The sequence below is a fragment of the Chryseobacterium viscerum genome (assembly GCF_002899945.2).
In the GTDB taxonomy this organism is placed as follows: domain Bacteria; phylum Bacteroidota; class Bacteroidia; order Flavobacteriales; family Weeksellaceae; genus Chryseobacterium; species Chryseobacterium viscerum.
Genome location: NZ_PPEG02000007.1, coordinates 188,878 through 214,548, shown reverse-complemented (window position 1 = coordinate 214,548; position 25,671 = coordinate 188,878). Strand labels below are relative to the sequence as shown.

The following is a 25,671-nucleotide window of genomic DNA, read 5'->3' as shown; positions in this document are numbered from 1 at the left end:
AGAAGCTGTAAATATTATTCGTTGTCTGTAAAGAAAAAACGGGTATATTTATAGCTTCAATTTTTTGGGACATGCTGATTAACAGTGAAAATGGAGTTATAGAACTGGAAGTCTTTACTACCCGGCTCTATAAGGGAATGAAATTTGATCAGTTGAAGCAATCTGATTTTCATAAAGAAAAGTATCATCATATGTGGGATGCAAAAACCGGGTATTTTTGGTATTATTTTAAGAGCATAGAAATACAGAGATACCAGATATCTTTCAGTCTGTGCTTTTTCGAAGATCAGCTGGACATCATTCATATGAACACATGGGAAAATGGTGATGCAAAAGACTGGAATGAATGGACAGAGGAAAAAGAAATGAAGGTTTTCTACCGGAATAATACCTTTCTTTCTCAGATTCTGGAAATGTCTCCAACCCAAAAAAAGAAAAACCCTTACCCAAGCTGCACCTTCAAATTTCCCTGGGGAAATGTATGGTCGGTCTACGATCCAAGAAGCGCCAGCAGCCTTATGGGAATCAACTTTAATGAAGAGGAAAAAAACAAATAAAAATAACTTATAACCAAAGAATAAGATTTTAGTATGTGCCGATATTCCATGATGGTTTACAAAGGACATTATGCCTGTTTTAACTGCCAGAAAACTTTCAAACGACGTCATTTAAAAGATGTGGACCGGGATGCTCAGGTCTCCGTAGAAGCCAAATGCCCCGAATGTGGCAACCTGATGGCCAATATGGGACTCGATTTCAAATCGCCTTCAAAAAATGACGATAAGCAATGGGCTCATATCCGGGATCTGTACACAGTCGGAATCACTTTTCATTCCTGTGGATGCTCCGGACCGGGATATATACCGCAGGACCGAAAGGCTATTATCTGCTATCTTGAAAAAATCCGTTCAGAATACATGCATTCTCTTGTATTCTGGAGATACCGTATAGAGCCTGAAACTAAAAAAGAACGCGAACAGGATTATCAAAAAAGTGGTGGCTATTTGTTGACTGTCAACCGCAACGCCTTTAAAGAAACCGTGACCAATCAGGAAGGAATCAACTTCTGGATCAAAAGGATCAATGAAGTAGAGGAAAGGCTTACTATTATCAAAGCGAATATTCAATAATAAGTCAGCTCAATACATTAGCACCTAACCAATGCTGAAAATTCGGTATTTTCAGTATTCTTGAAATACTCATCATCAGAAGATTTACAAAAAAATAAATAACCTCTTATTAATGAAAAAGATAAGCTTTATCGCTATGACGCTGTTAGCTGTAACAGGTTGTAAAAATGAGACCAAAGAGACAACAAGAGAAACAAAAACAGAAGCTGCAACACCTAAAATAGACAGTCCGGCTGCAAAAGCTGCTGTAGTAGAAAATACAAATACCGACAGTAAAGAAATACCCACCCTGAAGGAGTGTACAGAAAAAACAGTTGAATACGGTAGTGAACAGGAATGCCTATTCCCAAAATCAACAATGGTGCAGGTGTATGAGAAAACCATCAAGGCAAAGGAATTAGAAAAATCTGAACTTCTATTGGCAGAATTACCAAAACAAAGCGTTGAAAAAGAAATCAACCAGGATGGTCTGGATGCTATTAGCTATAAAGTTTCGGCTAACACCATTGAAATCGAGTTTCTTTTCGCGGGTGGAGTAACAACTTTAAAGCTTGAACAAAAGGGCGAAAACGTGAAAAGAACCATTATCCACAGCGCCGATTAATGGTATCTCTATATAAACCCTGTTTACACTTATTTACGCAAATAAGTGTAAACAGGGTTATTTTTTAAAACTTTGCTCTTTATAAATCAAGTTTTTCATTTAACGGTATTCAAGTGCATATAAACGTCTTAAATCTTGTAAAATTTTGTCCGGGTTTTTCTGAAGTAAAAAATAATGTACGACATAATCGAAATTGCACTTACAAAACCCTAGCTTAGAGTCGGCACGACATTCTTGGAGAAAAAACATAGCTGAAATCACTCTGCATACATTCATCAATTTCAAGGGGATTCAAAAAAAATAAAATAGATGATAACAAAGTGCAATAATTTATTATATTTGAATTGAATCTCAGTAGTCAATTTCTCAGGAAGTTACATTTTGTTCTCACTCTATTTTTCTACACCAGGAAAAGTGGGAAACGGCAAAAGTTGATTCACAAAAAAACACAAATACAAAATTTATGAGAAAAATCTATTACTTTTTATTGACAGGACCCCTATTCCTCACAAGCTGTTCAAACGAATCACAGCCAAACGATCCTATCCCCCGAATACGAAACTTTTATCATGCAGTCTAAACAAGTTCGAGAACTAAGGAAGATTAATGTCTGAACACCAAAAGGCTATAAAAAAGATTCGGATCCACTGCCTGTTATATATAGCAAATGGTGGAATAAAAGGAAATTTCCATATATCGCAACTATTTTGGCAGAACTTATAAGGCAAAAAAATAGGCCTTTCCTTCTTGTTGGTATAGAGAAAACACCAAGAAGAAGAGATTTGGTAGAATTTATAGAGGCTGCAAAAGATAAAGAAATTGCTGCGGTAGTCTAGGATTCGGAAAATTCAGAGCATTTATTAAAGAAGACCTTTTCCCTGAAATCAATCAACGATATAGAACTGCAGAGGAAAAAAGCATTATTGATGAATCTGCATCAAGGTTTTTGTAATGGAAACCTTTTTCCGACCCCCTGAAATGCTTGACAATTATATTGCCTTTGATCCTTCGCTGTGGTGGAACAATCATTATCTGGTAAGAATGGCAAAAGAACATTTGGCAAAATTTCCGGCTACTCAAAAACATTACGTTTTCTATTGCTAAATCTGGTAATTATTTATTTCCAATATCCATTAAAAGAAGCCATTCAAAAACATTTTAGAATGAAAAATAAATTAAGTGTACTCTTATTACTTAATTATTCTCTTATCACCTCTAAACAAAACACACAAAAACAATCATCAGAAAAAACAAACACAGAAAAAAATTACAAATCCTGAAGTTAAAGCTACTATAAAAGTATTACCATCAGGAGGTCAACAGTGGTACTCCTATTTTACGGAAAACCCTGTAATGACAGATGACAGCAACAAAGGAGATTTTAAGTCTCTCTTTGCAAAAGCTTTAGGCCCGGAAAAATTTATTACGATGGATGAAGTTCAAAATTCCGGGAAAAAGATTTCCGGATATTTTAGGGCAGGACGCTGAGAACGTTTAAAGTTTTCTTCAAATTTCACCAGAATGCTGATGCAAAATTCGATCCTTTAGATATTAATCAAGCTAATTTTTAAAAAAAAACATAATGAAAAAGATTTTATTTACTTGTTTCTTCATTTTCTCATTCTATAATTTAGATGCTCAATCCCAAATCTATATAGATGCATTCTCAGGAAGCAAAGGACAGACAGCAGAATTTTTCTTTTTGAGTCCTATTGACGATCATAATAAGTGGACTGTATTTTCAAGGACCGAAATGTTCCTTCATGATTATAAAACCGAACATCCTGCTTTTACAAATTTCAATACGGTCTCTTATAATTTTGCCAAAAACCTGGGTCTGACAGCGGGAACCTACGCTTCTTCTTCATATCCTTTCAGTGTAAGATTAGGGCTGCAATATTTTATTGAGAATGAAGAGTTTCTGGTATATGCTAACCTGACAAGTGCGGTCACTAAAGATCCTGATGCTCAACTATTAGTCATTGGAAACTACCTTCCTAAATTATCCGAGAAATGGAGATTATTTACAAGCGCGGAATTTCGAACAGCAATAAGTTATAAAGATGGACATCAGTTCAGCTTGCAAACTTTCAAATTGGGAGCAAAATATAATTCAAAAATTACCTTCGGAATTACAGCTGCGTTAGAAGAACACAGACACCACGAAACAGAATTGAATATTGGACCTTTTATTAACTTAAATCTAACGAGATCTAATGAAAACAAATAATTACAATAAAATTGCAGGAAAAGATACCGGCCGGTTAATTGCAATCAGCGATGCCGTATTCGGAGTTGCAATGACACTTCTGGTATTGGAAATCAAAGTGCCGGAAATAGGAGGGAATGAAGCAGAGCTTGCCACAGCATTCCTAACGCTGATGCCAAAATTTCTAGTCTATTTTCTAAGTTTTATGACTGCAGGTATATTTTGGCTGGGACAATCGGCCCAATTTGAGCACATCAAAGAAAGTGATAGAAACTTGAGTTGGATCACTTTGCTTTTTCTTTTGTTCATTTCAGTTTTGCCTTTTACTACAGCATTCCTGGGAGATTATATAGATCATAAGTTCGCCATTGGACTTTATTGGCTGAATATTTTCCTTTTGGGTCTTACCCTATATATTAACTGGAATTATGCTGAAAGAAAAGATTTCATTACTGATGAAGCAAAAAATGAAGTCTCAAAAGCCATTAAAAGAAGAATCATAGTTGCTCAACTCGCATATTTGATTGGGGCTTTATTATGCTTTATCAATCCATATTTAGGAATTGGCGCTATCATAGCAGTTCAGCTAAATTATGCTTTTGCTTTTTTTAATAAAAGAGGCAAATAATAAAGTAAGCTCTTTATATAGGAAGAAAAATAAAAGTTTAAACAACTTTATAATTTAGATAAGAAATTTCGTTTCGTTTAAAAAATATTTTTACCTTTGCTAAGTGAATTTTAACAACGGAACATATTATTATAGAATTTTTAACTCAGATCTGGGATAGGGATTCTTATGAATATAATTTAAAACCTCGTCCTAGGACGAGGTTTTTTTATTTAAAAAAATTTAAAAAGATGAAAATAAGTATTATTGGAGTAGGATTAATCGGAGGTTCGATGGCCTTGAAATTAAGGGAGAGAAATATCGCCAGCTTCATTTACGGAATCGATAACAATACACAGCACATCAATGATGCCTTAGATCTCAAGATAATTGATGCTGAAGCAGATCTGGAGCAGGGAATCAAAAATTCGGATCTGATTATCCTTGCCATTCCTGTAGATGCAGCCAGAAAACTACTTCCAGGTGTTTTGGATCTTGTGTCTGACCATCAAACGGTAATGGATGCGGGCTCTACAAAAGCAGGAATTGTAAAAGCTGTAAAAGACCACCCGAAACGATCGAGATTTGTAGCCTTCCACCCGATGTGGGGAACAGAAAACAGCGGTCCAAAATCTGCCATTGCAGAGAGTTTTGCAGGAAAAGCAGGCGTTATATGCAATAAGGAAGAATCTGCAGAGGATGCGCTGAACACTGTTGAAAAAGTAGTGGATGCTCTTGACATGCATATGATCTACATGGACGCTGAAGATCATGATATCCATACGGCTTATATTTCCCATATTTCCCATATTACCTCGTACGCTCTTGCCAATACGGTGTTGGAAAAAGAACGTGAAGAAGAAACCATTTTTCAGCTTGCCAGTTCCGGTTTTTCAAGTACGGTTCGTCTTGCCAAGTCACATCCTGAAATGTGGGTTCCCATTTTTAAGCAGAACAAAGAAAATGTCCTGGATGTTCTGAATGAACATATCACCCAGCTCAGAAAATTCAAGTCTGCACTCGAAAAAGAAAACTATGAATACCTTGAAGAACTGATTACCAACGCCAATAGAATCAGAGGAATTTTAAGGTAACAACCTATATACGACACTAAAAGCCCGACAGCTTTTACTTTTATTTTATTAAGAAACCCTTAGACATTACTGACTAAGGGTTTTATGTTTTATATACCATTATTTTTATTAATAGTATTTCCAGCTTTCAGCACTTACTTTTATTCACTTTCATCAATTAAATTTTAACAAAATTAAAAAACATTTTAACTTTATTAAAAAAAACATTACTTTCGTAAAAAATATAATCCATGAAACTACCCATAGTCTGTCCAAGTTGTGACAATACGCTTAACGTAAGCCAGATGAAATGTCCTAGCTGCAAGACAGAAGTAAGCGGTGATTATAAACTTCCGGTACTCCTTAAACTAAACCGCGAAGAACAAGATTTTGTTCTCAATTTTTTCCTGTCTAGCGGAAGTATCAAAGAAATGGCGAAACAGGCAGGCCTATCCTATCCTACCATGAGAAATAAAATGGATGACCTCATTACTAAGATCGATCAACTGAAAACCAATCTGTAAAACTCAATCTTATGAACTGGAAAACCATCTTCAACCCGTTTGAAAAATTTGACGAAAAATTACTCCTGTTGGTAGGAATCTTCACAATAGTGGTTTCTATTGCAATTGGATATTGGACGGAAACTACTTACACCAGTATATATAAAATAGATAATGTAAAAGACATTTCTCTTCAAACTGCAGCCATTATAACCACGGCAAGTTTTGCTTCTGCAATTATTATTCTTTTTATATTGGGTAAAATCTTAAATAACAGAACAAGGCTTATCGATATTGTCAATGCCGTTTTACTTTCACAGCTTGTTCTAGCTATTTTGCAGCCTATAAACAAGATTCCTTTTATAGAGAACGCGCAAAAAACAATGATAAGCTATACCAGGCATCCTACTGAATCAATTCCTATACTTGATATCAGCATTATGATGGCTGTGGCTATGTTCAGTATTCTTGTTTTAATTTACAGCATTGTCATTTATTATAATGGCTTTAAAACCGCAACCAATATCAAAAAATGGCAGCATATTGTTCTTTTTGCAGTAGTATCGCTTGTTACTACTTTAGCCTGCCAGATTATAATGTCTAATTTTATTTAAAGTACCATGAAAATCAAATTATTACTAGTGCTGGTCTTTCTGGCACACCTTTGTCACGCCCAAATTGAAGGCATATGGAACGGTGAACTGGATATCCAAAACATGAAGCTTCCTATCATTTTCAAAATTAAAAAAGAAAAAGAAGGATACAGCTCTTTTCTTAACAGTCCAAAACAAAGTACCCGGGATTTTATCGTTGATAAGACCCAGTTCAGTAACGATGAACTGAATTTTGAGATACAAGAAATAAATGCCAGCTATAAAGGAGTTTATAAAACAGACCATTTTGAAGGAAACTTTATCCAAAATGGAAAAACGCTCCCTTTAAATCTGTTCAGGGATGTTCAAAAAAGTCAGGATGTTCCTTACCTCAATGGAAAGGCTATCAACACAAAGAAAATAGATGATTTTCTGGATTATATGGTTCAGAATAATCAGGGAATAGGCAGTGTCTCCATATTCAGGAATGGTTCAGAAATCTATCATAGAAATTTTGGCCAGCAGCAGCTGAAAAATATTACGTATGATAAAAACACCCAATACCAGATAGGATCTGTGAGCAAACTGATCACTGCTGTCATGCTCTATCAGCTTATAGAAAAAGGAAAATTATCTTTAACTGATAAACTGGAAAAATTCTATCCTGATATTCCCAATTCCAAAAATATTACCCTAAAGAATATGCTCAATCACACCAGTGGACTGGGAGATTATGTAGGAAAATCCATTCATAACTGGCTTTTCGAAAAACCTGTAGGTGATAAAGCGATTATTAATGCTATAAAAAAAGAAGGAGTCCTTTTCCAGCCCGGGGAAAAAACACGGTACTCCAATTCAGCATATTTTTTATTAAGCAGAATTTTGGAGAAGCTACATAACAAACCTTATAATGAGATCTTAAAAGAAAACATCCTGGAAAAAGCAAAAATGAACCATACCTTTTCGGTCATTGATAATCCTGAAAATGTTTTTAAATCTTATCACCAAGAGGCAGGAAACTGGACTGAAGTGAAAGATTTCAACTTTCATAACTGTATCGGATTAGGAGATATTGTTTCTACGACGGAAGATCTTAACATCTTCACCAATGCATTATTTAATGGCCAATTCATAAAAAAAGAAACCTTGACAACGATGATTTCAGATAAGAATGAAAAAACTTTCGGCTCCGGAATTATGAAGATGCCTTTTTACAATATTGTAGCATACGGACATGGTGGAGATACTGCAGGAACACATTCAACGGTATCTTATGAACCAACTGATCAGTTATCTTTTGCGATGAGCATCAATGGTGAAAACTTCCCACACAACAGTATGTTTGTTGCCATTCTGAATTTTATATATGACAGAGATTATTCATATCCTACCTTTAATACAATTAAAGCTCCTGTTTCCGAGTTGGAAAAATTTCCGGGAGACTATACTTCTAAAGATATTCCTTTAGGATTAAAGATATTTATCAAAAACGAAACTCTGTTTGCTCAGGGAACAGGGCAGCCGGAATTTGCTTTAGAATATGTAGATAAAAATCAGTTTAAGTTTGACCAAGCTGGTTTGAAAATCACTTTCATTCCTGAAAAAGGACAACTTGAACTTATACAACGAGATAAGAAATATCTGTTTAATAAAAAGTAATTTTCAGATCACATCATTCATAAAAAAAATCCTTAGACCTATGATCTAAGGATTTTATATTTTTTATAATAAATTTCTTTGTTAACATTCCGGAACGTTTACCGCAATAGCCAGTCCACCTTCGGAAGTTTCTTTGAAACGGTCACTCATCGCCTGAGCGGTTTCCCACATCGTCTGGATCACCTCATCTAATGTTACTTTTGCCTTAGCAGGATCACTTTCCAGTGCAATATTGGCTGCTGTAATCGCTTTCATCGCTCCCATTGTATTTCTTTCAATACATGGAATCTGCACCAGTCCTTTAATCGGGTCACATGTCAATCCAAGGTGATGTTCCATTGCAATTTCTGCCGCCATCAATACCTGTCCTACACTTCCTCCCAGAATTTCTGTAAGCCCGGCTGCAGCCATGGCAGAAGAAACTCCGATCTCAGCCTGACAACCTCCCATTGCTGCAGAAATGGTTGCATTTTTCTTAAATAATGTCCCAATTTCCCCTGCAACAAGCAAGAATCTCACAATATCATCTTCATTGGTAAATGGTGTAAACGCCTGAGCATACATCAATACAGCTGGAATCACCCCACTCGCCCCGTTGGTAGGTGCGGTAATAATTCTTCCGAAACTTGCATTTTCTTCATTCACAGCCAATGCGAAACAGGCAATCCATTTGTTGATGTTCGTGAAATTTTCTTCGGCATCAACTACCTGCTGGAACCATTCATCTTTATTTTTATAAATTTTGTCTCCTAACAATTTTCTGTTGATTCCCGCAGCTCTTCGGGTAACATTCAGTCCTCCTGGAAGAATTCCTTCTTTATTAACACCTTTGTAGATGCATTCTTTGATTTGCTGCCAGATGTAAAGTGCTTCTTGTCTCGTTTCCTCCTGAGTTCTCCAGCTTTCTTCATTCATGAAAATTAAGTCTGAAATTTTATCAAATCCCAGTTTCTCACAATATTTTGCAATATCCGAAGCTTTATGACAAGGATACAATGTACGTACACACTGCTTTTGGATAGAGTTTTTTTCCTGGCTGGCAATGAAACCACCTCCTACAGAATAAAAGTCCTGAACAAGCTCTGTTCCGTCTTCAAAAACAGCTCTGAAGATCATTCCGTTCGGATGAAAATCAAGGCTCTTTTTCATATTTAAAATCAAGTGATGTCCGTAAACAAATGGAATGATTTTCTCCCCTCCCAGATTAAGGGTTTGAGTATTTTTGATGTAGTCTATTTTTTCGTCAATTTTTGAAGTATTGATCGTCTTAAAATCTTCCCCGTTCAAACCGAGCATTCCTGCAATATCAGTTCCGTGCCCGATTCCCGTTTTTGCGAGTGAGCCAAAAAATTCAAGAAAAACCTCTTTAACTTCTTCTATTGATCTTTCTCTTTTTATAATCCTGATAAATGCTGCTGCAGCATTCCAAGGTCCCATCGTATGCGAACTGGACGGGCCTATTCCTACTTTAATAATTTCAAAAACCGATATTGATTCCATAAATAATTCGTCATTTTCCTCAATAACAAAGATACATGATAAATCCTAATAAAAGCATAGCAAAACCTTAGATTTATTTGGTTTGACAGCCTATAAAATAAGTATTTTTGTAGATGAGCTGATGGTATGAGTTTTAATCAGATCTATCATTACACGGTTCTTTTTAATCATTTTTTTAAATGGAAACATTAATTAAGAGTATTCTGCAACATGTCCAATTAAGTCCGGAAGAAATAGCTGCCTTTAAAAATTTCTGGACAGAAAAAACATTGGAAAAAGGTGAATTTCTATTAAGAAACGGAGAAGTATGCCGTCATGACAGTTATATCATTTCGGGAGTTTTAAAAGCTTTTTGTATTAATGAGGAAAACGGAAATGAAGAAATTCTCTTTCTAGCCATTGACCATTGGTGGGCAACAGATATTGCCAGTTTTTCAAAACAAAAGCCTTCCATTTATAATATACAAGCCGTAGAAAAAACAAAGCTTTTACAGATTAGCCATCTGTCTTTTCAAAAAATACTGAAGGAAATTCCATCCCTGGAAAAATACTTCAGAATTATTCTGGAAGGTTATCTTGGAACCCTTGAAAAAAGAGTTGTATTTAATCATATGCTGAAAGCGGAACAAAAGTATTATGATTTTCTGGAAACTTATCCCGATATTTCCTCCAGAGTTCCTCAGTATTTGATTGCTTCCTACCTGGGAGTCTCCGCAGAATTTATCAGCCGAATTCGTAAAAAAAATAAATCCTCTTGAACTAGATCAATTTTTCAGGAACAAATAATCAGGAATTTTGCTGTTATAAATTCTTAGCAAATGAAAATATTGATTATTAATGCCAGTGTAAGAAGTGAAAGATCTTACAGCAGAAAATTGACCCAGCTTTTCGTTGAAAACTGGAAAACTCAATATCCTCTTGACACCTTTACTTACAGAGAAGCCGGAACAGACAACATCCCCAATATTGATGAATCCTGGATTGCAGGAGCGTTCAAAAAACCTACAGACAGGACTGAGGAAAACCAAAAGCCTTTACAACTTAGCAATGAACTGATACAGGAACTTAAGGAACATGACGTATATGTGATCGGAACTCCCATGTACAACTGGTCTATTCCTTCCGGATTGAAAGCTTATATTGATCAGGTGATGCGGATCAATGAAACCTGGAAATTCAGATCCGGTGTTCCGGATGGCGATTATGTAGGTCTCCTTGAAAATAAAAAACTCTTTATCCTCTCAACACGGGGTGATACCGGATACGGAGAAAATGAAAAGAATGGCCATATCAATTTTCAAACAACTTATCTGAAACATATTTTCGGGATCATGGGTGTAAAAGATGTCACCATTCATTCTTTAGATAATGAAGAGTTTGGAGGTGAAGTTTTTGAAAATTCAAAAAATAAAATCTTTGAAGCGATTCATTCTATTCATTAAGATCATAAAAGATCTTTTAAACTTTAAAAGTTTCTCAGGGCATTGAATCATCAACATGCCCTGTTTTTTATCAATTGAAACTTTCCTCATGCTGAGAAAGATCCAGCCCTTTATTTTCAGACTCTTCAGAAACGCGTAATGTAATCATAGAGTCTGTAATTTTATACAAAAGCAACGAACCCAAAAAGGTGAAAGCAGAAACCAAAATTAATGCAGCCATGTGGTGAAGAAAAACCTCAAAACCTCCATGAAGCAGGCTAGCTTTTTCACCATGGGCAAAAATGGCGGTAAGAATCATTCCCATAATCCCTCCCACTCCATGACAGGCAAAAACATCTAAAGTATCATCGATCTTCTTTAAAGCTTTCCAGTTGACCATCACATTTGAAACTATCGCCGTGATAAATCCTATAAAAAGACTTTCCTGAATACTTACAAAGCCACATCCGGGAGTAATGGCCACCAGTCCTACAACAGCTCCAATACAAGCTCCCAATGCAGATACACTTCTTCCATTGATCCTGTCGAAAAAAATCCAAGTCAGCATCGCTGAAGCGGAGGCAATGGTAGTGGTTCCGAAAGCTGTAGCTGCAGAAGCAGAAGCACTCAATGCCGATCCTGCATTGAATCCGAACCATCCAAACCATAACATTCCAGTTCCCAGAAGCACATAGGGAATATTGGAAGGCTCATGATGCGGATTTTTCCTGTTTCCTACCACCAAAGCTCCTGCAAGTGCTGCAAAACCTGCACTCATATGTACGACGGTTCCACCTGCGAAATCTTTTACTCCAAAATATTTGTTCAAAAGACCATCAGGATGCCATACCATATGACAAAGCGGTGTATAAATACAAATACTGAAAAGGACAATGAATAAAAGATAAGAAATAAAACGAACCCTTTCCGCAAAAGATCCCGTAATAATAGCAGGTGTAATTACTGCAAATTTCATTTGAAAAAGGGCAAACAGGATAAAGGGAATAGTTGGCGCCATCATTTTATGGGGCAGATTTCCAACGCCGCTAAAGAAGGGGTAACTTAATGGATTTCCAATAATTCCGTAATGCTGCCCATCAATTGTAATTCCCAGAGGTTCTCCAAAAGATAAAGAAAATCCTACGACTACCCAGACAATAGAAATTACTCCTAAAGCAATAAAGCTTTGCAACATCGTAGAAATCACATTTTTCCGACCTACCATTCCTCCATAAAAAAAGGATAGCCCCGGCGTCATCAACAGGACAAGCCCCGCAGCGGCCAAAATCCATGCGACATCTGCCCCTACAATTTTATCTTCGCTTAAAAACTCGCGTGTATCAGGAATATCTGCTGCCGGATTCCAGAATAAACCTCCGAATGCAACAAGTGTAATCACAGAGAATGAAACGATCCATTTTAATCCTATTTTCATAAAATTTATATTTAACCCTATCAAATTTAAATATAAATTCCATAAAAACATATTTTTTTTAACAACACCCCTGTAAAAAAAACTATTTATTAAATAATATTATTCTTTTTCACAAAATACTTCATTCAATATTTTAGTAACTTCTTTAGATTTGGTCGCAGGAAAAAGATGGGTTCCTCCCTTAACGACATAATCCGGATTGGAATAACGGATTGGGAAAACAATATCTTTATCTCCTAAGATCTGAATTACATTGGGATTTTCTTCAAACTTCCATTCGGAGACTTTTTCTACGGACCATTTCAGGTAATAAGGATCTTTTACTTTAAAATATTGCATAAGCTTCGGATTTTTAGGATCAAAAAGCTTTCGGATAACAGCATATACATTCGCGGCTTTATCATTGAATAAGCCTACAGGCAATATTCTTGGAATTTTGGTTACCTCACCTGTTTTTATGAATTTGGATTTTTCTTTGTCAGATTTTATACTTCCCAGAATCACTACTTTCTCAGCAGGTTTCAGCTGATTGATCTCCTGCACGATAATTCCTCCAAAAGAGTATCCCAGCAAGCAGAACGGCTCTGAGTCGTCTACTTTCTCTGCCATTCTTTTAACATAGGCATCAAAAGGCTCATTTTTTTCGGGAATAAGCCAATCTATAAAAATCAATTCACAGTGTTTGGGAAAAGTTATTCTTTCAAGGACTTTAAAGTCTGCTCCCAGACCGCTTACGATATAAATTTTCATACTACTAATTTATAAAAAATACAGGAATACGGGAATGGCTGCCACAAATCTTATCGAATAAAGTCATAAAAAAAGCAGCTCATGAGAACTGCTCTTTTCTATATTGATAATATATTCAATCTTATTTTTTCTTCTTCGGAACTCTATTCTCATTATCCAGCATTTCTGTGGTAACTTTGAACTGAATATCCATTTCATTCTTAATGAAATAATCTTTCAATGAAGACTGATAGAATACTTTAAAGTCTCTTCTGTTTAGAGAAAACTTCGCAGATTCAATAGATGTTGTAAACTGGGTAACGTATACATTCGCAGGGAAAGAAATCGTCTTTCTCACTCCTTTAAGGGTAAGGTCACCATAGACTGTAGAATTGTATTCACTGTTTGCTAAAGGAATAATTTTAGTCAAATGGAATTTGGCAATAGGGAATTTTTTTACTTCAAAGAAGTTTGTGCTTTTCAGATCATTAGTAAGCTTGATCTGATCCTCATCGGAAACATCTCCAGCCATCATACTTCTCATATCTATCACAAACTCTCCGTCTACCAGAACAGTATGATCAAAGTTGAATTTTCCGCTTTTCAGCTTTACTGTTCCTGAGTGGGAAGATGCTTCGGTTTTTACCACCTTATACCCCCACCATCTGATCTCTGATGAAGTCACTTTTGAAACTTTATCAAATTTCTTTTGGGCAGAAACAAATGATATGCCTGCACACACCATAGCAAACAATAGTAATCTTTTCATTCTTTTTTATTTACAATTCAACAAAAATAAAAAAAAGTGTAGAACTTCTACACTTTTAACAATCTTTTTTTGATTAATTTATTGAGCAGTTACTTTTACAAGCATTTCAATATCATCTTTCACAAAAACATCCTGCATTGTAGACTTGTAAGCTACATCAAATTTTTGTCTGTCGAAAGAGAATTTGTTTGATACTAAACTTACTACTCCTTTGCTGTAAGAAATCTTAGCAGGGAAAGAAACTGGGTTTGTTTTTCCTTTTACAGTAAGGTTTCCTGTTACAAGAGAGTTGTACACTTTATCGTTGTTTTTCTTTACTCCTGTAATTTTGAAACTTGCTGTAGGGAATTTTTCAACTTCAAAGAAGTCACCGTTCTTAAGGTGCCCGTTTAGTTTTTGCTGATATTCTCCTGTAAGGTCAGTAGAGCTGATAGAAGTCATATCCAAAACGAAGCTACCGCCTACTAATTGGTTTCCTTTCATTACCATATCTCCAGACTTTACTTTTACAGTACCGTCGTGAGAGCTAGCCTCAGATTTTGCTACTTTGTATCCCCACCAGTGTACATCAGACGCTACTACTTTTTTTGACTGTCCGAAAGCTAGACCACCAGCTAAAACTGCTAATAAAAATATTTTTTTCATTGAATAGAGTTATTTACTTATTTAATAATACAAATGTAGGTATCTTATTCAATAGATTTCATTGATGTATATCAATAAATTTTATTATTTTCATGAATAATATCATCTCATAAAAAAACTCCGAATTTCTTCGGAGCTCTGTTTATTCTTGATAGTAAGCGGTATAAAGCGCTATACCATTTAATGCTGTATGATTTTGCTTGACCAGATAGATGGGAGTACTTCTAAGCATCTCCTCCATTTTATCACTGATCTTGAATTTCTCATAGAATTTAGCTTTATCAATGTATTCTCTTATGGTTTGTGGAATATCTCCGGCAATCAGTAATCCTCCGGTAGCTTTAAGCTTTAATGTTAAGTTGTTTGCTTCTCTTGCCAAAAACTCAAGGAAGGTATCCAAAGCAATTTTGCAAATAAGGACATTCTCCTCTACTGCTGCTTTATATAGTTCTTCTACGAAATTACCCTGTGCAAGACGCTCGCTCAGCCATTCTGGTTCAGGGTGTCTTTTCACATCTCTTAAGAATCTATAAATATTGAATAATCCAGACTTGGAAAGTACATTTTCCCAGCTTACAATACCATAGATATTATTTAAGAACTGGTAAAACTCAACTTCTACGTTGGTTCTTGGTGAAAATTCTGAGTGACCTCCTTCAGTTGCGAAAGGTCTCAGGTATTTTCCATCAAAGAAATATCCAGCCTCCCCCAGTCCGTTTCCGGGAGCAAGAACTGCTACGTTTCCTCTTTCAAGATGTCCGCTGGTATAGATCGCTTCAAGATCGTTATCTTCAAGAAGAGCCATTCCGTAAGCAGAAGCTTCAAGATCGTTCAGCATGTCTACTTTTTCAAACCCGAAATCACGGGCATATTCTTCAACATCTAAATTCCATCCCAACCTTACAGGACTACTTTTCCCGTAAAGTACAGGACCTGGCACAGCCATTCCCAGACGTTTTACATTTTGCAGTTGATTATCCTGGATAAACTTCTTTAAAATATCTGAAAAAGCAGCATATTCTTTAGTTGCATAGGTATTTTGTACTTGTATCTCAAGACCTCCGTTTCCGGAAACAAAATATCCTAAGATCGTTATATCTTCACGAAGACTTGCTCCAATGATAGAAACATTATCATTATTACTGTTCTCTACTCCTGGTAAATAAAGTGGAAATTTTGGATTCAGAATCATAACCTCTAATTTTACCAAATATAATAATTGTTTTTGTAAATCCTGCACAGAACAAAAAAACCTTTCCACTTTCGTGAAAAGGTTTTGGTTAATAATTGTTTATATATTAAATCTAACTACTTTCCTAATGGAATATTGTAACCGAATCCTACTCCGATATTCCCCACATTATAGTCCTGACCTGGCAAATCTCCTTTTGTTCCTACAAAAACCTTTTGGTATTGTACGAAGAAATTCCAGTCTCTGTTGTGGTATCCAATCTCCGGCTTGATGTAGAAACCTCCGTTTGCTCTTTCAACATTGGTGTTTGATGCAACTGTTTTATCTCCAACCAGGAAACCATATCCTAAATCTGTTCCGAAATAGAAACCTGTTTGTTTTGGATAAATTCTGATTAAAGCTGCTACAGGAACTACTCCTACATCATTGTTCTTATACCCGTTGTTCTCTTTTCCGAAATAGTGAGTATATCCTGTTGCGATACCTAATCCAAATCCTGGTGTAATCAGGTTCTGGTAAGCAACATCTACTCCTACTGCAGCAGAAAGATTATCTGAGGGAACTGCTAAACCAACATTTGCACCTACTTTAATCATATTATTCATTTGAGAACTTTGGGCGCTTGCTATACCTGCTGTTAAAACTCCAGCCAGCAATATTGCTTGTTTAAACATTTTCATAACTCTAATTTTTAAATTTTACTAAACAAGAGGATGTAAAAATCGTGCCAAGCAAGGTTAATTCATTGATTTTAACACTCAAACAAACCATAAAACAATGAATATCAATATCTTATTTTTTAACAAAATTTAAATGTTTGTTTAACAAAAAATTATCAAAAAATGATATCGAAAAGTGAATTAAGGAAGAAAGGAAGCAGGGAGATGGAAGTAATATACTATTATAAAACTTAATCCTCTTTTCTACAACATAATAACTCCCAGCCTCATTCCTCCAGCCCCCAGCCCTCTCAACAATATTAACAATTCTTAACCCGTTATTACTTTTAACCTTTATCCTGTAAATACATCAAAAAAATAAATTCTCATGGCTGATTCATTATTAAAAAATAAACATCTTCTTTGGCGGGCAGGTTTCGGTCTTGGAGTTAATCAAATTGATGATCTGAAGAATAAGAACATTAAAACGTTGATGAATGAGTTATTTAAAGAGGATAACTTTACTGAGATTACTTATAGCACTCCGGATCCGGATTCTGCCGCAGATTATATGAACAGTACTGCTCCTGCAGAAAAGAAAAAAGAAATGCAGCGAATCAACAGGGAGCAAAATAATGAACTTAACCTCAACTTTCTGGATAAAATAGTTAACAGCAAGGAACAGATGAGGGAAAAGATAGCGTTTTTCTGGCATGGGCATTTTGCCTCAAGAGTGGTAAATCCAAAGTTCAACAAACAGCTTTTAAATACTATCCGGAAAAATGCACTGGGAAATTTCAAAGACCTGCTTTTTGAAGTAAGCCAGTCGCCGGCCATGCTTAATTTTCTGAATAATCAACAGAACAAAAAAGATCATCCTAATGAAAATTTCGCCCGCGAAGTCATGGAACTGTTTACCATGGGAAGAGGCAACTATACGGAAAAAGACGTGAGAGAAGGTGCCAGAGCCTTTACAGGATGGAGCTATGATAAGGAAGGAAATTTTAAAGAAAGAAAAAACCTCCACGATGAAGGGGCTAAAACTTTTCTAGGAAAAACAGGCAACTTCGATGGAAATGATGTTTTAAATATTATTCTGGAACAGAAAACAACAGCACAGTTTATTACCACCAAGATATATAAGTTCTTTGTCAATGAAAAGATCGATCAGGATATCGTTAATAAACTCAGTGCGAATTTTTACAATTCCGGATATGATATCAAAAAGCTGATGACTGAGATCTTTTCGAGCACATGGTTTTATGATCAAAAAAATATAGGTAACCGGATAAAATCTCCTGTGGAGCTAATGGCGGGTATCATGCGGATACTTCCTATGCAGATTCAGAATCCTGAAAACCTCATCGTTTATCAGAAATTATTAGGACAGATGCTCCTTTATCCCCCCAATGTAGCAGGGTGGCCCAACGGAAAATCGTGGATTGACAGCTCTACCTTGATGCTGAGACTTCAGGTGCCACAGATCTGGTCCGGCCTCCGGCCTTTAGAATACAGCCCTCGACAGGATGATGATATTGATATGGGAATGAAATCCCGGGAAACAGCTTTAAATAAAAGCTTTAAAAATCCGAATATCACGATCGACTGGGGCCGTATTGAAAAGCTTTTCGCTAATAAAAACTGTGAAGATTATCTTCTGCAGAATACTCAAAGTCTAGATATGAGCTCTGTGAAGAATTTTTCAGACAAAAGCATAAAAATGAATGTAATCAACCTGATGTCTACTCCGGAATACCAGTTAATGTAGGGAGAAGATTTTAGGTTGCAGGTAGCGGGTAATAACGGTCGCAGTATAACTTAGCACCATTTATTTATTATTTGCTGCTATAAAATTTTTATAAAAACAAACAGTAGTAAAAATATAGACAAGTCCTGCAACCCGCAACCTATCACCTATCAGTCACCTTTACCCTAAAAACAAAATTATGTTAATCAAAAGAAGAGAATTCCTAAAAATAAGTTCACTGGCTACTGCTTCTATGCTGATGCCTAATTTCTTAAAAGCGATGACCTTGGATGAGGCCCTGAATCCTAATCAGAATATCCTGGTAGTGCTTCAGTTTACGGGAGGAAATGATGGTTTGAATACCATTGTTCCATCCAAAAATGACATTTATTTCAGGGAAAGGAAAACGCTGGCCATTCAAGATTCAATGGCATTGACTGATGAAGCGGGGATCAATCCTTCTCTCTCCTATTTTAAAGAGCTTTTTGATAATGGGGAACTTTCTGTGATGAACAATGTGGGGTATCCCAATCCGGACAAGTCGCATTTCCGCAGCATGGATATCTGGCAGTCGGCAAGCAGAAGTGATCAGTTTTTGGAAACAGGCTGGCTTGGCCGTTTTCTGGATGAAGAATGCTACCGATGTGACCATCCTACTCAGGCCTTAGAAGTGGATGATATGCTGAGTTTGGCCTTAAAAGGAGATCACAATAAAGCTTTCGCCTTTAAAGATCCTAAAAGACTTTATCAGACCAGTCAGGAAAAATATTTTAAGTCTCTCTATGACCATCACCACGATGATGAAACGGTGTCTTATCTTTATCAGACTTTAGGTTCCACGATCAATAATGCCGATTATATTTTTGAAAAAAGCAAAGCCAAAAAAACAGAACAGACTTATCCTAATTCTCAGTTAGGGAAAGATTTTAAAACGGTAGCTTCTTTAATAAAATCTGACATCAACACCCAAGTGTATTACCTTTCGATCGGGAGTTTTGATACCCATGTCAATCAAAATGAAAGACAGAAAAAATTATTTGATGATATCAATGAAGCGGTAAAATCATTTGTAGCCGATATGAAAAGTAATGGACTGTTCAAAAACATCCTGCTCATGACATTTTCAGAATTCGGACGCCGCGTTGCCCAGAATGCCAGCAATGGAACGGATCACGGAACGGCCAACCAAATGTTTTTTATCGGCGGAAATCTTAAAAAGAAAGGCCTTTTGAACGCGCTCCCGGATTTGCAAAATCTCAATGAAGGAGATCTTATCTACAAGGAAGATTTCAGAAAGGTCTATGCTACGATCCTGAAAAACTGGCTTAAAGCGGATTCGTCCAAAGTATTGGGCTGGAAAGACGGAATTTATGATTTTGTGTAGAGAAATCCGTAAAAGTCGCGAAGGTTATTTGAACACTTAAGTTATTTTAAGAAACTACTAAATGCTTGAGAAGAACACTTGAGTTTTTGAAAATCTTCGATTTTCAAGTGGTAATAAAGATTACAATTCTGACCAATATCCCAACTGGAGACGTAAAAATTCCCCTCCCTCGGAGGGGTGGCAAAAATTCAAAGAATTTTTGACGGGGTGGTCAAAATAACTTCCCCTCAAAATCAATCAACAAAAAAGAGACTGTGCATACTCATGACAGTCTCTTTTTCAATAATTTTAAATTTTAACTACTATTACGTTTAAGCCGTAATTTGCTTTGGCTTTTGATCTTTCTGATCTTCTTTTTTATCAAGTTTCTCAGATATTTTTTTAACAATATATTCTATTGCTATAGGGGCTAGGATTGCTATTAATGCTTTAAATATTCTTGATTTCATAGTGTGGTATTGTTGCTATATAAATACAATTTTCAAGCCAAGATAAAACGAAAGAACAAATTATTTTACACAACCCACTATCAATAAATACCTTAAGCAATCTTAATTCTCATCAGGAACAATCAGATTCTGATAATTATGACTTCCGGCTTTGAATTTTTCATCCATCTTCAATCTTAATTTTTGGGGTCTATGAACAATCAGAGAATCTCCAAATCCCAGCAAGAGCCTTTCCAGTTCGAAATTGATCTGAACACATATTTTAAACAGAGTTCCATCATGATCTTCCTTTATAATTTCCTGGCTTTTATGCAGCGGCTTTGTTTTAACATAGGGAGCATTGCCTGCATCCACCCAAAAGATGACATTTCTGGGAGTAATTCCTTCTGAAACCGTAACTCCCACAATATCTTTAAAATAATCATCACCATCCAGATCTTTGTCAATATATTGAAGTTTTTCATCTACTTCAATACTTTCCATCCTGTCCAACGCCAGATTATACATTTTCTGCTTATAGAGACAGATCAAAAACCAACGGTTGTTGAATTCTTTCAACAGCTGCGGATGAACAGTAAAAATATTGGATTCCCTTGCCGTAAAACTTTTATAGAGAATCTTCAATCCTTTTTTATTCAAGATACTTTCATACAGGATATCAATATGTTCCAGTCCTTTCAGTTGTTCATTTTTATCCAGATGAATGATAGACTTCTGGCTTGTTGCGTGAATAGAGTCTTCCAGCTTCTGAATGACCCCGTTCATTTCCTTAAACATAGAAAAGTCTTTGAATTGTTTTAAAATCTGAACCGCATTGTTCATCGCCTTCAGGTCACTTTCATTAACAGAGATATTATGAATACTGTAGTCAGCATCACTGTAACGGTAATATTTTCTTTCGTACACTTCAATAGGAGCTTCATACCCAAATTTTTCACTCCGCATATTTTGCAAATCAAGCTGAACGGTCCGCTTACTTACATAAGATTCTTTTCCTTCGAATTCAAATAATGCTTCTGAACATTCATCGATCAGATCTTCCAGCGTATATTTTCTATATTTATTTTTAAGACATTTATCTAATGTTTTATATCTGATCAGAGCGTTTTTATTGGATGACATACCTTAGTGTTTAATGATTGGGTGTTTGTATTAAGCAATTCGCCTTTTGATCTTTTCTAAAAAACTATTTCTCTTTCAGCGCATTTTCGTCAAAAGTAATGCCCTCCCAGCCAAATTTTATAAAGTTTCGGATATTCTGGTGATCAGTTCCCTCCGGATTTTTCAACACATCTTCTCTATAGAATTCTCCAAAAAGACAAAGTGTTTCTTCTTTTGTCAGATCCTGAATGCTGGCGAAGCTGAAAACTTTACACGAACCGTTATTCTGTCCCGCCTGGTTCGTAGTATCTCCATTCTGAAAAGCAGTAGGAGTAAATTCATAATTTTCATCAATGTGAGCAATAACATCATTAAACTGTATCGTTTCCGGGAAATGTTTTAGTTGTTCTAATAATACCATGAGCCTTGTTTTTTTTAAATTATATATTGGTTTGGCCAATTTGCAGATCTGCCTTTTCGCCTTTTTAATTAAACTTTTTGTAAAAATAATTAAAATTTCTTTATCTACGCAAAATAGTTGCGCAATAACGCATTTACTTTGCACTATCAAAATGAAACAAAATGGAATTTAATGGTAATCATTTAATCGAATTAGGATATAGACCAGCAAAATGGTTTAAAGATGCTATTAGCTATATCAATGAGAATAATCTGGATGAACATCAGATCGCAGAATATCTTGTACAGTTCAAGCAGCCGGACATTATTCCGCTTCATGAAACGGCTAAAGATTTTATGATCAACATCCGTGCAGAACACGAAAGTGAAAGTGATAATGTAGAAAAAGTAATCAGAACCATGAAAGTCCTGATGAAAACTCCTACACTGATTGACGGAGCTTTAATGCCTGATGCCTGCCCTACAGGTCCTGAAGGTCAAATCCCGGTAGGTGGTGTGGTGGTTGCCAAAAATGCCATTCACCCAGGATTTCATAGCGCTGATATCTGCTGTTCTGTGATGTTGACAGATTTTGGAAAAACAAATCCTAAAGATGTCTTAGATGCAGCTCATTCTATAACACATTTTGGATATGGAGGAAGACCAAGAGGAGAACAAATGCCAATGTCCCAGGAACTGATGGATGCTTTCAGAGAAAATGAATTCTTAAATGATGAAAAACTGATCAGCATTGCCCGTTCTCATATGGGAACTCAGGGAGACGGAAACCACTTCCTTTTCGTGGGAATTTCCAAAAATACAGGAAATACCATGATGGTCACACATCACGGTTCCAGAGCACCGGGAGCTGCATTATATGATAAAGGAATGAAGGTTGCCAACCGTTTCAGACAGGAAATATCCCCTGAAACATTGAGAGAAAACGCCTGGATTCCTTATGATACCGAAGAAGGACAATCCTATTGGGAAGCGCTACAGCTGATCAGACAATGGACAAAAGAAAACCATACTTCCCTTCATGATGCAGTTTTGAACAAACTGGAAATGGAGAAGAAAGATAGATATTGGAATGAGCATAACTTCGTTTTCAAAGATGGAGATCTGTTCTACCATGCAAAAGGAGCTACTCCGCTGGATGATAAATTCATGCCTGATATCACGGGACCAAGACTGATCCCGTTGAATATGGCAGAACCGGTATTGATCGTTCAGGGAAAAACAAATGAAAGAAACCTAGGTTTCGCACCGCATGGAGCCGGAAGAAACTTCAGCAGAAGCCAGCATAAAAGATCTTTGGCTCATAAAACGACTGAAGAAATCTTCAATGAGGAAACAGAAGGATTGGATATCCGTTTCTACTCCAATGAAGTTGATATTTCTGAACTTCCCAGCGCCTATAAAAGTGCGAAGAATGTAAGAGCACAGATTGAGGAGTACGGACTTTGCGAAGTTCTGGATGAAGTGATGCCTTATGGATGTATTATGGCTGGAGACGTGCAGAAGAACGCACCATGGAAGAAAAAGAAGAAATTCAGAAAAGCATAATTTTTAATATTTAAAACTTGCTTACTATGCAAACCTTATAGGTTGATAAAAACTAATAACCAAGCCTTACAGGTGTAAAAGCCTGTAGGGTTCATGAAAACTTTTTTCATAACGGCAGGGGCAGTAGCTCAGATGGTAGAGCAACAAATTACTTTTCGCTGCAGGCAACTAAAGTTCCTATAAATCGCCAAGATTGTGGGTCACAGGTTCGAGTCCTGTCTGCTCCTCAAAATAACGAAAATGCTTATATTCACGTATTCGTCATTTTCATAAGATAAAAAAATTGAAGGCAAAGAAAGTTCCTATAATTCAGAATTACTTTCCGCCTTTTTACAAATTATAAGGCAAAGGGAGTTCCTATATTTTTTGGAAAAATACTCCCCGCTTTTTATAAACTATAGGTAAAAGGAGTTCCTATACTCTTCACTTTTAATGAATCTACTCCTCACTTATTTTTTAAACTTAAAACAATGAAAACACTACAATTATTCAATGCTGTACTGGCTAGAAAATCTGATGAAAAGCCACTTATTTCTGATAATGGTTTTATCATTGAGCCTGATGCAGTTTGGGCAAAAAAAGAGATCATCTCTTATTATGCAAAGGAAAAACTGAATGGAAATGATTTGAATAAAACCTTTCATAAATCCTGGGAGAAAATAAAAAATACTTCCAGAATAGAATTGTTTTTTGAACAGATCGAACATTATATTTCAACATACGGAAGTAATTTTCAGAACGAAATTTATATTCCTGAAGAAGTTTTGAATGTTCCAAACATGAAACTGATCTTTAAAGTAGTCAAAGCCTATACTGTAGAAGAAATGCAGGAAAAATGCCTTTCTCTTTTAAGATCCGGAATTGCTTTGAAAGAAGAAACTATTGATGATCTGCTTTCTATTTTGCATACAGAACTGGACTATGATTTTACGGGAAAAGAAAACATCAAAAATAAAGAAGCGATCATAAAAATAGCCGACTTATATGACATCTATCCTGAAAATCCCGTTGAGTTTTTCCGTTATGTCATTTATAAAACAACGAATACAACGCTTCTCATTAAAAATGATGATTTAATTAATGTAATCAAGCAAAGTAAATTTAATCCAACATATCTGTTTGAAAGCTTTGGACTGGAAAAACTGGCAGAAATTTTTAACAGATTTAAGCCTTTATTCCTTGCCTATAAAAACAGAGCTCCAAAAGTGGTCAATAAAATATCCAAGCTGTCTAAAATACACCATAAGCCATTCATTTCAAACCCATTGAATGATGCTACCAATACATTGCTGGAAAACAGCGATTGGCATTGGCTGGAAAATGCGACACCGTTTGCATTATTCAAAGCATTGTCAGCATGTCATTCAAGAATGTATGGTCAGGATACTTTTGTTTACAGAGTCAGAAATGGAAAATCATGGACTAAAAAAGGTAAGGAAACTTACGTGAATCAATTTAATTATGATTTCATTCTGGACTTTTTGAAACTGAAATATGAGAGCCTTTCCGGAAAGAAATTCTATTTCCCGGAGAATGTAGAATTTGCATTGCCAACTTCTGAAAAAATGTTTGTGGGAAATATTCCTACCGGAACGCGTTTTTATGGTGATAGACTAGCTGTGGGTATTTATTGGGAAGATCAGTGGGGTGCCCGAGACCTTGACCTTTCAGGATTGAATATTGCCGGAAAAATAGGTTGGAATGCCGCTTATAATCATGGGGAAGGACAATTGATGTATTCCGGAGATATGACTTCTGCTCCCAACGGTGCTGTTGAATATCTTTACGCCAATAAAGGGCTGAGTACGCCAACACTTGTCATGAATAACGTTTTCAGTGGTGATACGAATTGTGGATATAAAATCGTCATCGGAAAAGGAGATAACATTTCCTACGACTATATGATGAATCCTAACAATCTCTTTGCTGAAGCCAGATGTAACTCGGTTCAGAAACAAATGATTCTGGGAATGCTGTTACCAAAGGACGGAAAGCAATGTTTCGTACTGTTGAATTTCGGAGCGGGACATTCTCAAGTTTCAGGAAATAATGAGGTATCCATCATGGCAACCAGTGCCTTGTATCAGCAATGGTACGAAGCAATGTCTTTCAATGAGCTTATCAAAGAGCTTGGAGCAGAGATTACAACAAAAAAAGCGGAAGCTGATTTTGATTTCTCACTGGAAAGCCTTGAAAAAGATAGTTTTATCAGGATTTTTAAATAAATCCTATCACGTCATCTGATTGTATCGGGTGGCGTTTTTTTGTGGATGGAGCTGGGTATAGAGGAGAATAAA

The 25,671-nt window shown here is 36.1% G+C and carries 28 protein-coding genes and 1 tRNA gene; 19 read left to right on the top strand and 10 right to left on the bottom strand.

The features are described from left to right. The first annotated feature begins 71 nt into the window (after positions 1-71). The 12 genes from C1634_RS17465 to C1634_RS17420 all read left to right on the top strand — a co-directional run bounded on the left by C1634_RS17465 (position 72) and on the right by C1634_RS17420 (position 8,378). A complete protein-coding gene (locus C1634_RS17465; RefSeq protein WP_103233088.1) occupies positions 72-557 on the top strand; it encodes a hypothetical protein in 486 nt (161 codons plus the stop codon). Positions 558-590: 33 nt separating this feature from the next. Further along, complete coding sequence (locus C1634_RS17460) at positions 591-1,130, top strand: hypothetical protein (RefSeq protein ID WP_103233089.1); 540 nt, start codon at positions 591-593, stop codon at positions 1,128-1,130. Between the two features lie 112 nt (positions 1,131-1,242). Then, positions 1,243-1,734: a hypothetical protein gene (locus C1634_RS17455; protein WP_103233090.1), complete on the top strand. Its 492-nt coding sequence runs from the start codon at positions 1,243-1,245 to the stop codon at positions 1,732-1,734. Positions 1,735-2,441: 707 nt separating this feature from the next. Next, positions 2,442-2,570: a hypothetical protein gene (locus C1634_RS26440; RefSeq protein ID WP_262509922.1), complete on the top strand. Its 129-nt coding sequence runs from the start codon at positions 2,442-2,444 to the stop codon at positions 2,568-2,570. A 115-nt stretch (positions 2,571-2,685) separates the two neighbouring features. Next, positions 2,686-2,838 carry a hypothetical protein gene (locus C1634_RS26115; protein WP_165835352.1) on the top strand — a complete coding sequence of 51 codons (153 nt, stop codon included), beginning with the start codon at positions 2,686-2,688 and terminating at the stop codon, positions 2,836-2,838. Between the two features lie 75 nt (positions 2,839-2,913). Then, the gene (locus C1634_RS17450) at positions 2,914-3,222 is read left to right on the top strand and encodes a hypothetical protein (protein WP_103233091.1); all 309 of its coding nucleotides are present in this window, start codon (positions 2,914-2,916) and stop codon (positions 3,220-3,222) included. Positions 3,223-3,316: 94 nt separating this feature from the next. After that, positions 3,317-3,964 (top strand): hypothetical protein, encoded by a 648-nt coding sequence (locus tag C1634_RS17445; RefSeq protein WP_103233092.1) that lies wholly within the window; start codon positions 3,317-3,319, stop codon positions 3,962-3,964. Next, positions 3,951-4,571, top strand: coding sequence for a TMEM175 family protein (locus tag C1634_RS17440; protein ID WP_109738833.1), 621 nt, complete (start codon positions 3,951-3,953; stop codon positions 4,569-4,571). Before C1634_RS17445 ends, C1634_RS17440 begins: the two co-directional genes overlap by 14 nt. Positions 4,572-4,801: 230 nt before the next feature. Then, complete coding sequence (locus C1634_RS17435; protein ID WP_103233094.1) at positions 4,802-5,644, top strand: prephenate dehydrogenase; 843 nt, start codon at positions 4,802-4,804, stop codon at positions 5,642-5,644. A gap of 230 nt (positions 5,645-5,874) precedes the next feature. Beyond that, positions 5,875-6,147 (top strand): DUF2089 family protein, encoded by a 273-nt coding sequence (locus C1634_RS17430; protein ID WP_103233095.1) that lies wholly within the window; start codon positions 5,875-5,877, stop codon positions 6,145-6,147. Between the two features lie 11 nt (positions 6,148-6,158). Beyond that, positions 6,159-6,740 (top strand): YIP1 family protein, encoded by a 582-nt coding sequence (locus tag C1634_RS17425; RefSeq protein WP_103233096.1) that lies wholly within the window; start codon positions 6,159-6,161, stop codon positions 6,738-6,740. 6 nt (positions 6,741-6,746) lie between these two features. Continuing rightward, positions 6,747-8,378, top strand: coding sequence for a serine hydrolase domain-containing protein (locus C1634_RS17420; RefSeq protein WP_103233097.1), 1,632 nt, complete (start codon positions 6,747-6,749; stop codon positions 8,376-8,378). An 81-nt stretch (positions 8,379-8,459) separates the two neighbouring features. Here C1634_RS17420 and C1634_RS17415 read toward each other — a convergent pair whose 3' ends face one another. Next, the gene (locus C1634_RS17415) at positions 8,460-9,878 is read right to left on the bottom strand and encodes an L-serine ammonia-lyase (RefSeq protein WP_109738832.1); all 1,419 of its coding nucleotides are present in this window, start codon (positions 9,876-9,878) and stop codon (positions 8,460-8,462) included. Positions 9,879-10,057: 179 nt separating this feature from the next. Between C1634_RS17415 and C1634_RS17410 the strand changes: the two genes are divergently transcribed. Both C1634_RS17410 and C1634_RS17405 read left to right on the top strand, forming a co-directional pair. Then, entirely contained in the window at positions 10,058-10,636 is a 579-nt protein-coding gene (locus tag C1634_RS17410) for a Crp/Fnr family transcriptional regulator (protein ID WP_109738831.1), read from the top strand. A 60-nt stretch (positions 10,637-10,696) separates the two neighbouring features. After that, positions 10,697-11,320 (top strand): FMN-dependent NADH-azoreductase, encoded by a 624-nt coding sequence (locus tag C1634_RS17405; RefSeq protein ID WP_103235694.1) that lies wholly within the window; start codon positions 10,697-10,699, stop codon positions 11,318-11,320. Between the two features lie 70 nt (positions 11,321-11,390). Here the strand turns inward: C1634_RS17405 and C1634_RS17400 are convergent, their stop codons facing one another. The 6 genes from C1634_RS17400 to C1634_RS17375 form a co-directional block, all read right to left on the bottom strand. Then, positions 11,391-12,734: an ammonium transporter gene (locus C1634_RS17400; protein WP_109738830.1), complete on the bottom strand. Its 1,344-nt coding sequence runs from the start codon at positions 12,732-12,734 to the stop codon at positions 11,391-11,393. A 99-nt stretch (positions 12,735-12,833) separates the two neighbouring features. Continuing rightward, entirely contained in the window at positions 12,834-13,484 is a 651-nt protein-coding gene (locus tag C1634_RS17395; protein WP_109738829.1) for an alpha/beta hydrolase, read from the bottom strand. 121 nt (positions 13,485-13,605) lie between these two features. Further along, positions 13,606-14,232 carry a YceI family protein gene (locus tag C1634_RS17390; RefSeq protein ID WP_103233524.1) on the bottom strand — a complete coding sequence of 209 codons (627 nt, stop codon included), beginning with the start codon at positions 14,230-14,232 and terminating at the stop codon, positions 13,606-13,608. 78 nt (positions 14,233-14,310) lie between these two features. Beyond that, positions 14,311-14,877: a YceI family protein gene (locus tag C1634_RS17385; RefSeq protein ID WP_103233523.1), complete on the bottom strand. Its 567-nt coding sequence runs from the start codon at positions 14,875-14,877 to the stop codon at positions 14,311-14,313. A gap of 142 nt (positions 14,878-15,019) precedes the next feature. Then, positions 15,020-16,069: a glucokinase gene (locus tag C1634_RS17380; RefSeq protein WP_103233526.1), complete on the bottom strand. Its 1,050-nt coding sequence runs from the start codon at positions 16,067-16,069 to the stop codon at positions 15,020-15,022. A 116-nt stretch (positions 16,070-16,185) separates the two neighbouring features. Beyond that, positions 16,186-16,749 carry a hypothetical protein gene (locus C1634_RS17375; protein WP_103233522.1) on the bottom strand — a complete coding sequence of 188 codons (564 nt, stop codon included), beginning with the start codon at positions 16,747-16,749 and terminating at the stop codon, positions 16,186-16,188. A 367-nt stretch (positions 16,750-17,116) separates the two neighbouring features. On the opposite strand from C1634_RS17375, the gene C1634_RS17370 reads away from it, so the two are divergent. Beyond that, positions 17,117-18,496 (top strand): DUF1800 domain-containing protein, encoded by a 1,380-nt coding sequence (locus tag C1634_RS17370; protein WP_103233521.1) that lies wholly within the window; start codon positions 17,117-17,119, stop codon positions 18,494-18,496. Positions 18,497-18,674: 178 nt separating this feature from the next. After that, positions 18,675-19,859, top strand: coding sequence for a DUF1501 domain-containing protein (locus tag C1634_RS17365; RefSeq protein ID WP_103233520.1), 1,185 nt, complete (start codon positions 18,675-18,677; stop codon positions 19,857-19,859). Between the two features lie 311 nt (positions 19,860-20,170). On the opposite strand, the gene C1634_RS26110 is transcribed toward C1634_RS17365, so the two are convergent. The 3 genes from C1634_RS26110 to C1634_RS17355 all read right to left on the bottom strand — a co-directional run bounded on the left by C1634_RS26110 (position 20,171) and on the right by C1634_RS17355 (position 21,830). Continuing rightward, positions 20,171-20,308, bottom strand: a complete 138-nt coding sequence (locus tag C1634_RS26110) for a hypothetical protein (RefSeq protein ID WP_165835351.1) — start codon at positions 20,306-20,308, stop codon at positions 20,171-20,173. A 102-nt stretch (positions 20,309-20,410) separates the two neighbouring features. Then, positions 20,411-21,430, bottom strand: coding sequence for a helix-turn-helix transcriptional regulator (locus C1634_RS17360; protein WP_103233519.1), 1,020 nt, complete (start codon positions 21,428-21,430; stop codon positions 20,411-20,413). Between the two features lie 64 nt (positions 21,431-21,494). After that, positions 21,495-21,830, bottom strand: coding sequence for a HopJ type III effector protein (locus C1634_RS17355; protein WP_103233518.1), 336 nt, complete (start codon positions 21,828-21,830; stop codon positions 21,495-21,497). A gap of 743 nt (positions 21,831-22,573) precedes the next feature. Between C1634_RS17355 and C1634_RS26535 the strand changes: the two genes are divergently transcribed. The 3 genes from C1634_RS26535 (at position 22,574) to C1634_RS17345 (ending at position 25,599) form a co-directional block, all read left to right on the top strand. Next, the gene (locus C1634_RS26535) at positions 22,574-23,374 is read left to right on the top strand and encodes an RtcB family protein (RefSeq protein WP_394337104.1); all 801 of its coding nucleotides are present in this window, start codon (positions 22,574-22,576) and stop codon (positions 23,372-23,374) included. 117 nt (positions 23,375-23,491) lie between these two features. Beyond that, positions 23,492-23,601, top strand: a tRNA-OTHER gene (locus tag C1634_RS26105). Between the two features lie 243 nt (positions 23,602-23,844). Beyond that, positions 23,845-25,599 carry a hypothetical protein gene (locus C1634_RS17345; RefSeq protein WP_103233516.1) on the top strand — a complete coding sequence of 585 codons (1,755 nt, stop codon included), beginning with the start codon at positions 23,845-23,847 and terminating at the stop codon, positions 25,597-25,599. Positions 25,600-25,671: the final 72 nt, after the last annotated feature.

Bases quoted from the DNA above. Each gene is read 5' to 3' on its own strand.
- C1634_RS17465 (WP_103233088.1), top strand. From the start codon at position 72: ATGCTGATTAACAGTGAAAATGGAGTTATAGAACTGGAAGTCTTTACT.
- C1634_RS17460 (WP_103233089.1), top strand. From the start codon at position 591: ATGTGCCGATATTCCATGATGGTTTACAAAGGACATTATGCCTGTTTT.
- C1634_RS17455 (WP_103233090.1), top strand. From the start codon at position 1,243: ATGAAAAAGATAAGCTTTATCGCTATGACGCTGTTAGCTGTAACAGGT.
- C1634_RS26115 (WP_165835352.1), top strand. From the start codon at position 2,686: ATGGAAACCTTTTTCCGACCCCCTGAAATGCTTGACAATTATATTGCC.
- C1634_RS17445 (WP_103233092.1), top strand. From the start codon at position 3,317: ATGAAAAAGATTTTATTTACTTGTTTCTTCATTTTCTCATTCTATAAT.
- C1634_RS17440 (WP_109738833.1), top strand. From the start codon at position 3,951: ATGAAAACAAATAATTACAATAAAATTGCAGGAAAAGATACCGGCCGG.
- C1634_RS17435 (WP_103233094.1), top strand. From the start codon at position 4,802: ATGAAAATAAGTATTATTGGAGTAGGATTAATCGGAGGTTCGATGGCC.
- C1634_RS17430 (WP_103233095.1), top strand. From the start codon at position 5,875: ATGAAACTACCCATAGTCTGTCCAAGTTGTGACAATACGCTTAACGTA.
- C1634_RS17425 (WP_103233096.1), top strand. From the start codon at position 6,159: ATGAACTGGAAAACCATCTTCAACCCGTTTGAAAAATTTGACGAAAAA.
- C1634_RS17420 (WP_103233097.1), top strand. From the start codon at position 6,747: ATGAAAATCAAATTATTACTAGTGCTGGTCTTTCTGGCACACCTTTGT.
- C1634_RS17415 (WP_109738832.1), bottom strand. From the start codon at position 9,878: ATGGAATCAATATCGGTTTTTGAAATTATTAAAGTAGGAATAGGCCCG.
- C1634_RS17410 (WP_109738831.1), top strand. From the start codon at position 10,058: ATGGAAACATTAATTAAGAGTATTCTGCAACATGTCCAATTAAGTCCG.
- C1634_RS17405 (WP_103235694.1), top strand. From the start codon at position 10,697: ATGAAAATATTGATTATTAATGCCAGTGTAAGAAGTGAAAGATCTTAC.
- C1634_RS17400 (WP_109738830.1), bottom strand. From the start codon at position 12,734: ATGAAAATAGGATTAAAATGGATCGTTTCATTCTCTGTGATTACACTT.
- C1634_RS17395 (WP_109738829.1), bottom strand. From the start codon at position 13,484: ATGAAAATTTATATCGTAAGCGGTCTGGGAGCAGACTTTAAAGTCCTT.
- C1634_RS17390 (WP_103233524.1), bottom strand. From the start codon at position 14,232: ATGAAAAGATTACTATTGTTTGCTATGGTGTGTGCAGGCATATCATTT.
- C1634_RS17385 (WP_103233523.1), bottom strand. From the start codon at position 14,877: ATGAAAAAAATATTTTTATTAGCAGTTTTAGCTGGTGGTCTAGCTTTC.
- C1634_RS17380 (WP_103233526.1), bottom strand. From the start codon at position 16,069: ATGATTCTGAATCCAAAATTTCCACTTTATTTACCAGGAGTAGAGAAC.
- C1634_RS17375 (WP_103233522.1), bottom strand. From the start codon at position 16,749: ATGAAAATGTTTAAACAAGCAATATTGCTGGCTGGAGTTTTAACAGCA.
- C1634_RS17370 (WP_103233521.1), top strand. From the start codon at position 17,117: ATGGCTGATTCATTATTAAAAAATAAACATCTTCTTTGGCGGGCAGGT.
- C1634_RS17365 (WP_103233520.1), top strand. From the start codon at position 18,675: ATGTTAATCAAAAGAAGAGAATTCCTAAAAATAAGTTCACTGGCTACT.
- C1634_RS26110 (WP_165835351.1), bottom strand. From the start codon at position 20,308: ATGAAATCAAGAATATTTAAAGCATTAATAGCAATCCTAGCCCCTATA.
- C1634_RS17360 (WP_103233519.1), bottom strand. From the start codon at position 21,430: ATGTCATCCAATAAAAACGCTCTGATCAGATATAAAACATTAGATAAA.
- C1634_RS17355 (WP_103233518.1), bottom strand. From the start codon at position 21,830: ATGGTATTATTAGAACAACTAAAACATTTCCCGGAAACGATACAGTTT.
- C1634_RS26535 (WP_394337104.1), top strand. From the start codon at position 22,574: ATGGGAACTCAGGGAGACGGAAACCACTTCCTTTTCGTGGGAATTTCC.
- C1634_RS17345 (WP_103233516.1), top strand. From the start codon at position 23,845: ATGAAAACACTACAATTATTCAATGCTGTACTGGCTAGAAAATCTGAT.